Origin of the sequence: Lonepinella sp. MS14434, assembly GCF_042468235.1 — a bacterium.
In the GTDB taxonomy this organism is placed as follows: Bacteria; Pseudomonadota; Gammaproteobacteria; order Enterobacterales; family Pasteurellaceae; genus Lonepinella.
Map to the genome: position 1 here is coordinate 138,255 of NZ_CP170386.1, position 13,048 is coordinate 151,302.

Below are 13,048 nucleotides of genomic sequence, written 5' to 3' on the forward strand. Positions count from 1 at the left end.
CCACAAATTTTTATTACTGAGCTAACGCACCTAATTCATTCACGGTACGGCGTTTATGCCCTAATAACCCATTGACATCATTGGCTTTTGGTTTAATTAACACAAATTGCGAAACATATTGTTCCCAGTTAGCCAAAATACGTTCACCGATACCACTATGGGTTAATTCTACGTGGCGAGAAATTAAGCCACGTAAATGCTCTTGATGAGTTGGTAAATCCACAATGCTTAACCCCTCTACGAGTTCTGGGTTAATGCGTTGTTTAAAGCCACCGTCAGTGTCTAATACATAAGCAAATCCACCGGTCATGCCAGCACCAAAGTTAATCCCCGTTTTGCCTAACACGGTGACGATACCGCCAGTCATATATTCACAACCGTTATCGCCGATACCCTCAACCACTGCAGATGCACCAGAGTTACGCACCGCAAAACGTTCGCCAGCACGTCCTGATGCAAATAATTCACCGCCAGTGGCACCATATAAACAAGTGTTGCCCGCAATGGTGGCATCTTCCGCCTTGAATGAAACACCTGCGTGCGGTTTGATCACAATACGACCACCAGCCATACCTTTACCCACGTAGTCGTTAGTATCACCTGTTAAGGTCAAATTTACACCACCTGCCAGCCATACCCCTAAACTTTGTCCAGCGGTACCAGTTAAATTAATATTAAATTCTTGCAATGGATTACCACGATTGCCGTAACGTGCTGCCAAAATACCAGAAAGCGTTGCTCCAATAGAACGATCTAGGTTGCTCACGTCAAAATTCATTTCACTATTCAAGCCACTTTCTAACGCCTCTTGCGCTTGTTCTACAATCGCTTTGTTTAACAAACCTTTGTCAAATGGTGGATTGTGTTGCGTACAATATCTTGCACTGCCAGCTGGCACTTGTGGCGAATAGAGTAATTTAGTTAAATCTAAACCACGTTGTTTACCCGTATGACCATCAATAATTTCCAATAAATCGGTGCGACCGATTAAGTCGGTGAGTTTTTCTACGCCTAATTGGGCTAAAATCTCACGCACATCTTGTGCAATAAATTTAAAGTAATTCATGGCTTTTTCTGGCAAGCCAGTATAATGTTTACTGCGTAAGGTTTCGTCTTGGGTCGCAATACCTGTGGCACAGTTATTTAAGTGACAAATACGCAAGTATTTACAGCCTAATGCCACCATTGGACCTGTACCGAAACCAAAACTTTCTGCCCCTAAAATGGCGGCTTTGACAATATCTAAACCAGTTTTTAAACCACCATCCACTTGCAACCGCACTTTATGACGCAAATTATTTTCCACTAACGCCTGTTGTGCTTCGGCTAAACCTAATTCCCACGGTGAACCTGCGTATTTCACGCTGGATAATGGACTTGCCCCAGTACCGCCGTCATAACCTGCAATGGTGATCAGATCGGCATAGGCTTTGGCGACGCCAGTGGCAATCGTACCCACACCTGGTAAAGACACTAATTTCACCGAAATTAACGCTTTCGGGTTAATTTGTTTGAGATCGAAAATTAATTGAGCTAAATCTTCAATGGAATAAATATCATGGTGCGGTGGTGGTGAAATCAAGGTTGACCCCGGCACCGCATAGCGTAATTGTGCAATATAAGGGGTCACTTTATCTCCTGGTAATTGACCGCCCTCACCGGGTTTTGCTCCTTGTGCGACTTTAATTTGAATCACTTCCGCACTCATTAAATAAGCAGGCGTTACCCCAAAGCGACCAGAGGCGACCTGTTTGATTTTAGATACTTTTTCCGTGCCATAGCGTTTCGGATCTTCACCGCCCTCACCTGAATTTGAATAACCGCCTAAACGGTTCATTGCAGTGGCTAAGGCTTCGTGTGCTTCTGGACTTAATGCACCGATAGACATGGCGGCACTGTCAAAGCGTTTATATAGATTTTCCGCTGGTTCAACTTGTGCGACATCAATCGCATTATTGGGGTCTGTTTTGAGCTTTAACATATCACGAATGGTCGCCACAGGACGATGATTCACGGCATCACGATAGGCTTTGTATTGCTCATAATCACCGCTATTGACGGCTTTTTGCAAGTTCATCACCACATCTGGGTTATAGGCGTGATATTCCCCTTGCGGTTTGAATTTCAAAAATCCGCCCATATCCAAATCTTGACTTGGTCGCCATGCCCGTTTGCGTAATTGACTAAGTTGCTGGTCAAAATCCACAAAGCTGGCACCCTCAATACGGCTAGTAATGCCAGGGAAACAAAGATCAGTAATTTCTGAACTCATGCCCACTAACTCAAATAATCTGGCACAACGATAAGATGAAATGGTGGAAATCCCCATTTTCGACATAATTTTGTACAAGCCTTTATCAATGCCATAACGGAAATTTGCCGTAACTTGACGTAAGGATTTTTTGATTGAACCTGTTTTCACCATTTGCCCTAAGGTTTCATAGGCAAGATACGGATAAATAGCAGTTGCCCCTAAACCAAGTAACACCGCAAAATGATGCGGACTGCGAGCTTCGGCGGTTTCGACTAAAATATTGGTATCACAACGTAAATTGGCAGACACTAATTGATTTTGTAATGCCCCTACTGACAAGGCAGTTGGAATCGGTTGATAGAATTTACTAATATTGCGATCGGACACGATTAATAAAACTGCACCATTTTGCACCGCACTTTTAGCTTCTTTACACAGATTTTCAATGGCTTGTTTTAAGCTCATTTCATCGGGGTTATAGGTTGCGTCTAAAATTTGGTGTTTATAATATTGTTGTGGCAAATCCAAAATTTGTTGCATATCGGAATAGACCAAAATCGGTGATTTAAAACTGACTCGATGGCTCATTCCTTCCGCTTCAAAGAACACGCTCATTTCACGTCCAATACTCGTGTTTAAGGACATCACATGAGCTTCACGTAATGGGTCAATCGGTGGGTTTGTTACCTGTGCAAAATATTGACGGAAATAATCAAAAATTACTCGTGGACGTTCAGATAGTACCGCAAATGGCGTATCATCACCCATTGAACCGACCGCTTCTTGCCCGTTCTCACCCAGTACACGAATGATATTCTCAATTTCTTCGTTATCGTATAAGAATTGTTTTTGATACACCAATAACTCTTGCTCGCTTAACGTTGTCGCACCAATTTGGCTATCATCTACTTGATCAAATGGCACTAAGCGTTTGACGTTTTTATCTAGCCATTGGCGATAAGGGTGTCTGGAGCGAACTTCATTATCAATTTCATCGGAATGCACTAAACGCCCTTTTTTGGTATCAATCACTAATAATTGCCCCGGTCCAACCCGTCCTTTTTCTACCACTTCATCAGGTGCATAATCCCAAATACCGATTTCTGATGCGATAGTAATTAAGCGATCTTCGGTGATCACATAACGAGCTGGGCGTAAACCATTACGATCTAGGTTACAAGCGGCATAACGACCGTCAGACAGCACAATTCCAGCAGGACCGTCCCAAGGTTCCATGTGTATAGAATTAAAATCATAAAAAGCTCGCAGATTATCGTCCATGTCAGGGTTATGTTGCCACGCAGGTGGTACTAATAAACGCATGGCTCGGAATAAATCCATACCGCCACACACAAACAGCTCCAGCATATTATCCAATGAGCTAGAATCCGAACCACTTTCATTCACGAATGGTGCAGCAGTTTGTAAATCTGGAATTAACGGCGTGCGATATTTATAACCCCTTGCTCTCGCCCAAGCTCGGTTGCCTGAAATGGTATTAATCTCACCATTATGGGCTAAATAGCGGAATGGTTGAGCTAATTTCCAACGGGGTTGGGTATTGGTGGAAAAACGTTGGTGGAATAAACAAATCGCAGATTGCATGCGTAGATCGGCTAAATCTGTATAGAATTTCGGCAAATCTTTCGGCATACACAAACCTTTATAAATCACAGTTTGATTAGAAAAACTACAAATATAAAAATCATCATGGCTGATACGTTTTTCAATACGACGACGAGCCACAAACAAACGGCGTTGTAAGTCTTGATTTCGCCAACCGCTCGGTGCATTAATAAACACCTGTTTGATCGCTGGCATATCTGCAAGAGCGATTGAGCCTAAAACCGATGGATTGGTTGGCACATCACGCCAATAGGCAATGCCTAAGGTTTCTTCGGTCAGTTCTTGATTAATAATCTCAATAAATTCGGCTATTAATTTCTCATCTTGCGGTAAAAAAATCTGACCCACCGCAAAATTTTTAGCTAAGGAAAAGCCATTCTCATCGGCGATATGGCGAAAAAAGGTTTCTGGCATTTGAATAGATAAACCGCAACCATCGCCAGTTTTACCGTCTGATAAAATCGCTCCACGATGTTGCATCCGAGATAAGCCTAAAATGGCATTACGTACGACTTTGTGGCTCTGCACACCGTCAATATTGGCGATCAGCCCAAAACCGCAGTTTTCACGCACTTCACTGCGATCATATAGCGTTGTCATAAGTTGTCTTCCTGCAAATAGAGTAAAAGTAAAATCGTTTTAGTAAACAAAGCACGAAAATTTTATATTTTTTCACCGCACTTTGTTATTTCGTTATATAGGTAAAATCATCTTAGATTGAATAATGGTTTGTGTAAATATATCGAATATTATATTTATATAAATGCCATAATAATTAAATAAAACATAAATAAATATCGTTTATTTTATATCTTATCTAATATTGGTTTGATGAATAATTTTATCTATATAATTTGATGATTATTTAAGGCTTATTTTAAACAAAAATAGCCTATTTTGTAATTTATTTAGAAAAAATATAATTTTTATGGTTATTTGTTAGATATAAATAATTTTCATTTAATGGTATTAAGATATCTTTTGAGAGGATAGAAAAAAGCATTGCATTTTGAATTGTGTTTTTGCATAGTAGAACCCGAGCTGTTCAAACAGCGATTGCAAACAAACATATTACTCATATTAAAAAAGGAAACATATTATGTCTAACTCAGTATCATCATTAGAAGACTTTCTAGCTTACGTTGCACAGCGTGACGGTCATCAACCTGAATTTTTACAAGCAGTGCGTGAGGTATTTACCTCTATTTGGTCATTTATTGAAAAAAATCCAAAATACCGCTCACAAGCGTTATTAGAACGTTTAGTTGAACCTGAACGTGCATTCCAATTTCGTGTCGCATGGACAGATGACAAAGGTCAAACCCAAGTCAACCGTGCTTTCCGTGTTCAGTTCAATAGTGCGATTGGTCCATTTAAAGGCGGTATGCGTTTTCACCCATCAGTCAACTTATCTATCCTAAAATTCTTAGGTTTTGAACAAATCTTCAAAAATGCCTTAACCACCTTGCCAATGGGCGGGGCGAAAGGTGGTTCCGACTTCGATCCAAAAGGTAAATCTGATGCGGAAGTGATGCGTTTCTGCCAAGCATTAATTGCAGAATTATATCGTCATATTGGTCCAGATACTGACGTGCCAGCAGGCGACATTGGTGTAGGTGGTCGTGAAGTGGGCTATCTTGCAGGGTATATGAAAAAATTATCTAACCAAGCTGCTTGCGTATTCACGGGTCGTGGGCTTTCCTTTGGTGGGAGCTTAATTCGCCCTGAAGCCACAGGTTACGGCTTAGTTTATTTTGCACAAGCCATGTTAGCGGAAAAAGGTCAATCTTTCCAAGGTAAAACTGTTTCTGTTTCAGGTTCAGGTAATGTTGCACAATATGCGATTGAAAAAGCGTTACAACTTGGTGCAAAAGTGGTTACCTGTTCAGATTCATCGGGCTATGTTTATGATAAAGACGGTTTCACCGCAGAAAAATTAGCTGCCTTAATCGAAATTAAAGAAGTGAAACGTGGTCGTGTGAAAGATTATGCGGAACAATTCGGCTTAGAATATCATGCAGGTCAACGTCCTTGGGGAGTAAAAGTCGATATTGCATTGCCTTGTGCAACCCAAAATGAAATTGAATTAGCTGATGCACAAAAACTCATTGCCAATGGCGTACAATTAGTCGCTGAGGGGGCTAATATGCCAACTACCATTGAAGCGACCGATGCGTTTTTAGCGGCGGATGTATTATTTGGACCAGGTAAAGCTGCCAATGCAGGTGGGGTAGCGACATCTGGTTTAGAAATGGCACAAGGTTCACAACGTTTATACTGGAGTCGTGAAGAAGTCGATGCCAAATTACACAGCATTATGTTAGATATTCATGCCAACTGTAAAAAATATGGTTCAGGTGAGGGCAAAAATATTAACTATGTAGTGGGTGCAAACGTGGCTGGTTTTGTTAAAGTCGCTGATGCCATGTTGGCACAAGGTGTCTATTAATTCTTTACTGCTTTGACTAAAATAGAATAAGGCGAATCGAACGGATTCGCCTTATTTGTTTTATGGTCTTTGAGCGTATCTGGTTTGATACTGCTTTATTTTTCCCAACAAAAACAGTATGCTATTAAACTAATTTTTGATTAAAGAAGTATCAATATGTTAAACCAACAAATCTCTCAAATTATCGCTGATGAACTCAATGTTCGTCCGCAACAAATTCTGGCTGCGATTCAGTTAGTGGATGATGGCAATACCATTCCTTTTATTGCTCGCTATCGTAAAGAAGTCACAGGTGGCTTAGACGATACCCAGTTACGCCATTTTGAAACCCGTTTAATTTATTTGCGTGAATTGGAAGATCGCCGTCAGACGATTCTGAAATCCATTGAAGAACAAGGCAAACTCACCGCTGAACTACAACAAAAAATTCAACAAACCCAAAGCAAAACCGAACTCGAAGATCTCTATCTCCCTTACAAACCGAAACGCCGCACTAAAGGACAAATTGCCATTGAAGCAGGTCTTGAGCCGTTGGCGGATTTATTATGGTTGCAACCTACTCACGATCCCGATAGCACAGCAGAAACCTTTGTGAATGCTGAAAAAGGTGTGGCGGATAGTAAAGCGGCGTTAGACGGTGCGAAATATATTTTAATGGAACGCTTTGCCGAAGATGCACAATTATTGGCAAAAGTCCGTCAATATTTACAACAAAGTGCGGTGTTAATTTCCAAAGTTTTTGAGGGAAAAGAAACGGACGGGGCGAAATTCCAAGATTATTTCGATCATCAAGAACCGTTAAAAAATGTACCCTCACACCGTGCATTAGCCATGTTGCGTGGACGTAATGAGGGTTTTCTGCAACTGAGCCTTAATGCCGATCCTGATGCAGTAGAAGGCAGTCGTTCAAGCTATTGTGAAGAAATTATTCGTGAGCATTTGGGTGTACGTTTTAATGCTCAACCTGCGGATAAATGGCGTGAGCAAGTGATTGCATGGACATGGAAAATTAAACTGGCGTTACATTTAGAAACGGAATTAATGGGGGCTTTACGTGAAAAAGCAGAACAGGAAGCGATTGATGTTTTTGCCCGAAATTTAACCGCACTTTTAATGGCAGCCCCTGCTGGAGCGAAAAATACCATGGGACTTGACCCAGGTTTACGCACGGGGGTGAAAGTCGCCGTGGTGGATAATACAGGAAAATTGCTCGATACCGCCACGATTTATCCACATACAGGGCAAACGGAAACCGCTTTGGTAACGTTGTTTAAATTGATTAAAACCCATAATGTCGAATTAATTGCGATTGGTAACGGGACGGCATCACGTGAAACAGAACGTTTTGCCAAGGAAGTGATTAAACAAATTCCGCAAAATACACCGCAGATTGTGGTCGTCAGTGAAGCTGGGGCATCGGTTTATTCTGCGTCTGAACTGGCGGCACAAGAATTTCCGAATTTAGATGTATCTTTACGTGGAGCGGTATCCATAGCTCGCCGTTTGCAAGATCCACTGGCGGAGCTAGTGAAAATTGAGCCAAAAGCCATTGGGGTGGGGCAATATCAACATGATGTGAATCAATCCCAACTGGCTCGTAAACTTGATGCGGTGGTAGAAGACTGTGTTAATGCTGTCGGGGTGGATTTAAATACGGCTTCATCTGCCTTATTGGCTCGTGTAGCTGGCATGAGTAAGACGCTTGCCCAAAATATCGTGGATTATCGTGATGAGAACGGACGTTTCAACAGTCGAACTGAATTGAAAAAAGTGCCACGCTTAGGACCAAAAGCCTTTGAACAATGTGCAGGTTTTATGCGAATTAATCAGGGCAAAAATCCCCTTGATGCGTCTGGGGTTCACCCCGAGGCCTATGCAGTGGTGGAAAAAATTTTACAAGCCACCGAACAATCCATTCAAGATTTAATGGGCAATGCTTCTGCTATTCGTCAGCTTGAAGCAAAACAATTCACCGATGAACAATTTGGTTTACCAACGGTAATGGATATTTTTAAAGAGCTAGAAAAACCAGGACGCGATCCACGGGGTGAATTTAAAACGGCGACCTTTATGGACGGCGTGGAAGACATCACGGATTTGAAAGCAGGTATGATTTTAGAGGGAACCATTACTAACGTGACCAATTTCGGGGCATTTGTGGATATTGGCGTGCATCAAGACGGCTTAGTACATATTTCATCGCTGGCGGATAAATTTGTTGAAGATCCCCATCAAGTGGTGAAAACAGGCGATGTGGTGAAAGTCAAAGTGCTTGAAGTCGATGTAGCTCGCAAACGGATTGCCTTAACCATGCGATTAGAGGAAAGTGCGGTGAAAAAAGAGCAAAAATTTGACCGCAGTTCTGAACGAAATTCATCGCCCAAAGGTTGTCATGAACGGCATAATCAATCTTTCACCAATAATGCCTTTGCTGATGCGTTAAAAGGTTGGAAAAAATAATTTTTATTTAAGGATTCTATATGAGTATTTACGCTTATATATGCTTTTTATTTGGCATTTCCATTTTATTGGCTTTTGTTACCCATAAGATCAGCGATAAAGTGCAATCGACCATAGCCATTACCGCATCAGCGATGGTGGGATCGTTAATTTTATTGATATTAGGCTTTTTCGGTTGGCTCAACTTAGATGAAATTGCTATTCATATTATGGAAGAATTAGATTTTAAAAATTTCCTACTGAATGGCATGCTAGGCTTTCTGTTATTTGCAGGTTCATTAGGCATTAAATTGCCGTTAATGAAAGATCAACGCTGGGAAATCGCCACCTTTACTTTATTTTCCACACTTTGTTCAACCTTAATGATCGGGGCATTGATTTATTATGCCACCGCATTTTTTGGCTGGCATATTGATTTTATTTATTGCGTGGTTTTCGGGGCATTAATTTCGCCAACTGACCCAATAGCCGTATTGGCGATCATTAAAAACTTACGTGCACCCAAACGCTTATCCATGCAAGTGGAGGGGGAATCCTTATTCAATGATGGGGTAGGCTTGGTGATTTTTACTACCGTATTTGCGGTTGCCTTTGGCGGACAAGAAGCCAGTGCATCAGGGATTGCCATGTTATTCTTACAGGAAGCTGTTGGTGGTATTTTATTTGGTCTGATCACGGGATTAGTTTCTCATTATTTAATTTCTGCTACAGATGATGGTAGCTTGGAAATCTTAATTACCTTAACTATCCCAACTACTGGCTTTATGGTGGCAAATTATATGCACGTTTCTGGGGCGTTAGCCATGGTGACATCAGGCATTATGATTGGCAACTGGACACGCCGCCAAGGTTTTTCTGAACAAAGCCAACGTTATTTAGATCATTTTTGGGAAATGATCGACCATTCGCTGAATTCCTTATTATTTTTATTAATTGGTTTAGCATTATTATTAGTTGACTTCACTTTGGCGAGTTCAATTATGATGTTAATTGCGATTCCTGTTTGTTTAATTTCACGTTATATCAGTGTTTGGCTGCCATTTAAGGTGATGCGACGTTTCCGTCAATATAATCCTTACACAGTGCGAATTCTCACTTGGGGCGGTTTGCGAGGTGGTTTGGCATTAGCCATGGCATTAAGTATTCCAAGCCATGTAGCCTTGATGATAGGCGATGATGTCGTAGTCGATGTGCGTGATTTAATCCTATTGATGACCTATGCGGTGGTGATGTTTTCAATTTTAGTACAGGGTGTGACTATTGAGAAAATGATTGTGCAAGCAAAATTAGTCGATCCAAAACGCCAAGCCTATCTGAAATTAGGTGCAGGGGAAGATTATACGCCTGATGTGTAGTCCCCCTGTAAACTCGTCATAAATATCAATCCATGCTTGTGCCAAATTTTATTTGGCACATTTTATTTTTCTCTTTCTCATTGTTTTTCTGGCAAAAAATAGGGTAAAGAGTATTTTTTACTATTATATCGAAAAAATTTGTAAGGTTTCTGTTACTCGTTCGACTAATGCTAATGAAAGGATAGTGAATGTGTTCTTTCGCTAACAATTTATCTTAATCAAAGGAGAATTCTATGAAATCTTTAAACATTTTAAAAACCTTAAGTGCAGTATCATTACTTTCTATTTTTGCCGTGAACGCAAATGCAGCTGATATGAAAAAAGATCAGATGAGCAAAGAGCAGATGCACTCAGAAACGATGAAATCTGATGAAATGAAAAAAGGAGACATGCACTCAGACATGATGAAATCTGATGAAATGAAAAAAGGAGACATGAAATCGGGCATGATGAAATCTGATGAAATGAAAAAAGGAGACATGAAATCGGGCATGATGAAATCCGAAGAGATGAAAAAAGGTGATATGAAATCAGATATGATGATGAAATCCGAAGAGATGAAAAAAGACAAAATGTAATGAGAATAAAAAGCCCCATTAAGATAATGGGGCGGAAGGATCAAATGAGAAAAAACATTAGCTCGGAGAATTAGAATAAAATTCTCACACCCGTAAGTACTCTGTGGTTTTTAAGAAGTTCTTTACCATCTTGTTTAACCTTACCTGTACCACCTTCAACATATACAGCTACAAATTTGTTAAATCTATGGTCAGCACCAACCATCCAGCCATTCATTTTCACATCCGCGATTCTTGAATCAGCTTTTTCGCCTTTTCCGAAGTAATATTCACCATAAACTGCATTTTGTGGTGTTACATCAACTTTTAAACCTACTAAGAAACGGTTATTTTTATGGAATGGACCGCCACTATTTGCAATTTTTTGGAAACCGATATTTGCTGATTCATAACCTTTGGTTGCTTTACCATAGGCCCAGTCAAAGCCTAAATGAACTTTTTGATAAGTGATATCAAAACCAACACCAGCACGTTGTAATTTATATTCATGTACTTTAGTACCATCCGTAGATTGTGTTACTTCTGTATAACCAGAACCGAAACGTACTGCTACATCATCAGCTAATTTTCCATCATAGAATAAACCTACACCATAACCTTGACCTTCATTCCAAGCTGTTGTACCACTAGATGTACCGTTATCTTTTTTGGAATTACCAAAATAGTAATCTGCTGCTACACGTACGCCACTGAATGGAACGGACATGAATGTAGCTGCTTTTTTGTGCCCATCAAAGAACACGTTACCACCCCATTCATAGGTGTAGTTTGCTTTAGGAATGTGGTCACCTAAATGTAATTGGCTACCAAAAGTTAAAGTACCAACATCTTTATGAATAAATCCACCATATAAACGGTGAGTACGGAAGTTTCCGCCAATCTCATTATCATTGGAGAAACGTAATTCCACACCACCGTATGCAGAAATACGATCTGTTAAATCTTGATAAGCACGTACACGTAAACGAGAACCCACATCACGTAAATCAGTACGTTGATTTTTAATATTTTGTAACTCAAAATGTACACGTCCATCAATGTCAATTTTTGTGCCATCTTTTTGGTAAACCACAGTTGCATTGGCGGCACTTGAAGCTAAGGCGGCAACAGCTAGAGCGATAAGTGTTTTTTTCATAATAATGTTTCCTTATTTTGGTTAAGTAACAAATCGATCATTTCGACCAGAATTTAGCAAATTACTTTGCTGTTTGAAGTTTTACTTCTTGGTGCGAAATTTAAATGAATTATTTTTTCTTGTCAATATCATTGATTTTTCATGAGAAAATGTAATTTATATATAAATCAACGAGTTATGCTAAATCATAGTCATCTTAAAAATGAGATCTAGATCACAAAATTGAAAGAAAGTTTTTATTTTTTTATTTTTAATAATGTCATAAACTATTGATTATTAAGGAGATAATTATAAATCATTATTTTCTATTAAAGTGAATATTCAAAAATAAATACATTTAGGAAACTTTATTTCAAAAATGTGATCTAGATCACATTTTTAGTGGGAACTTTTTGAGAAATGACAAAGGGTTAGTCAAGATCCCCCACACTGGCGTATGGGGTTAAGCATGATAACGCCACGCTGTGGCTTGTGTTCGGAGATGAATAAGATGCGGAGCATCATCACTATGCTTAGCCCTGCACGTGAGTGCAGGGTGACAAGCCTTATTTTCCTTGCAACACCTGTTGCTCAATTTGTTGGGCTTTTTGCCAACTTGGAAGTTGATGTAAATCGGCAAGATAGCGATCAATATGCGTGAATTTACCTTGATATACCATTTTCATAAAGATTAGAGCAAATGCTAGGGCAAAATCGGCTCCCGTGAGTTTATCGCCCATAATATAGCGTTTATTGGCTAATTGACGGTTTACATAGTCATAAACTTTTTCTATTTCACTGTCTGCATAAGCTAAGGTGTTTTGTGGTGGAGTGGGTTCTCTCGCAGCAATAAATTTAAGTACTAATGGGATCATTGCGGTGCTTTCACTAAATTGTAGCCATTGTAAATATTCGGCATATTCAGGGCTATCTGTCGCTGGAGCAAGATGTGGGGCGTGATTTGCGATAATCCATTCCACCATAGCCACTGATTCAGTGATGACTTTTCCGTCAATTTCAAGTAACGGAGCTTTTCCTAACGGGTGAATATCTTTCAGTGCTTCTGGTGCGTGCATATTTTCTTGACGTTTATGCGAGATTAATTCATAAGGCAAGCCAATATGTTCCAATAACCAAGTCACTCGCATAGCACGAGAACGGTCGAGATAGTGTAGTTTGAGTTTCATGTTTGTTTCCTTTGAGTTCTATAAC

General features: G+C 40.0%; 6 protein-coding genes and 1 pseudogene. 4 read left to right on the forward strand and 3 right to left on the reverse strand.

The genetic code is table 11. From position 1 onward, the window contains the following. Positions 1–13: 13 nt before the first annotated feature. Positions 14–4,480 (reverse strand): glutamate synthase large subunit, encoded by a 4,467-nt coding sequence (gene gltB / locus O1Q79_RS00715; protein ID WP_386692478.1) that lies wholly within the window; start codon positions 4,478–4,480, stop codon positions 14–16. A 499-nt stretch (positions 4,481–4,979) separates the two neighbouring features. On the opposite strand from gltB, the gene gdhA reads away from it, so the two are divergent. The 4 genes and pseudogenes from gdhA to O1Q79_RS00735 all read left to right on the forward strand — a co-directional run bounded on the left by gdhA (position 4,980) and on the right by O1Q79_RS00735 (position 10,722). Then, positions 4,980–6,329, forward strand: coding sequence for an NADP-specific glutamate dehydrogenase (gene gdhA / locus O1Q79_RS00720; RefSeq protein ID WP_386692479.1), 1,350 nt, complete (start codon positions 4,980–4,982; stop codon positions 6,327–6,329). 156 nt (positions 6,330–6,485) lie between these two features. Then, a pseudogene (locus O1Q79_RS00725) lies at positions 6,486–8,687 on the forward strand (Tex family protein); the annotation flags it as partial. 122 nt (positions 8,688–8,809) lie between these two features. Continuing rightward, entirely contained in the window at positions 8,810–10,144 is a 1,335-nt protein-coding gene (locus O1Q79_RS00730; protein ID WP_386692480.1) for a cation:proton antiporter, read from the forward strand. 233 nt (positions 10,145–10,377) lie between these two features. After that, positions 10,378–10,722 (forward strand): pentapeptide MXKDX repeat protein, encoded by a 345-nt coding sequence (locus O1Q79_RS00735; RefSeq protein ID WP_386692481.1) that lies wholly within the window; start codon positions 10,378–10,380, stop codon positions 10,720–10,722. A gap of 70 nt (positions 10,723–10,792) precedes the next feature. Here the strand turns inward: O1Q79_RS00735 and O1Q79_RS00740 are convergent, their stop codons facing one another. Then, positions 10,793–11,857 (reverse strand): porin, encoded by a 1,065-nt coding sequence (locus O1Q79_RS00740; protein WP_386692482.1) that lies wholly within the window; start codon positions 11,855–11,857, stop codon positions 10,793–10,795. Positions 11,858–12,402: 545 nt separating this feature from the next. Further along, on the reverse strand, positions 12,403–13,023 hold the full coding sequence (locus tag O1Q79_RS00745) for a glutathione S-transferase family protein (RefSeq protein ID WP_386692483.1): 621 nt from the start codon (positions 13,021–13,023) through the stop codon (positions 12,403–12,405). Positions 13,024–13,048: the final 25 nt, after the last annotated feature.

Excerpts from the sequence above, each read along its gene's own strand:
- gltB (WP_386692478.1), bottom strand. The coding sequence starts at position 4,480 with ATGACAACGCTATATGATCGCAGTGAAGTGCGTGAAAACTGCGGTTTT.
- gdhA (WP_386692479.1), top strand. The coding sequence starts at position 4,980 with ATGTCTAACTCAGTATCATCATTAGAAGACTTTCTAGCTTACGTTGCA.
- O1Q79_RS00730 (WP_386692480.1), top strand. The coding sequence starts at position 8,810 with ATGAGTATTTACGCTTATATATGCTTTTTATTTGGCATTTCCATTTTA.
- O1Q79_RS00735 (WP_386692481.1), top strand. The coding sequence starts at position 10,378 with ATGAAATCTTTAAACATTTTAAAAACCTTAAGTGCAGTATCATTACTT.
- O1Q79_RS00740 (WP_386692482.1), bottom strand. The coding sequence starts at position 11,857 with ATGAAAAAAACACTTATCGCTCTAGCTGTTGCCGCCTTAGCTTCAAGT.
- O1Q79_RS00745 (WP_386692483.1), bottom strand. The coding sequence starts at position 13,023 with ATGAAACTCAAACTACACTATCTCGACCGTTCTCGTGCTATGCGAGTG.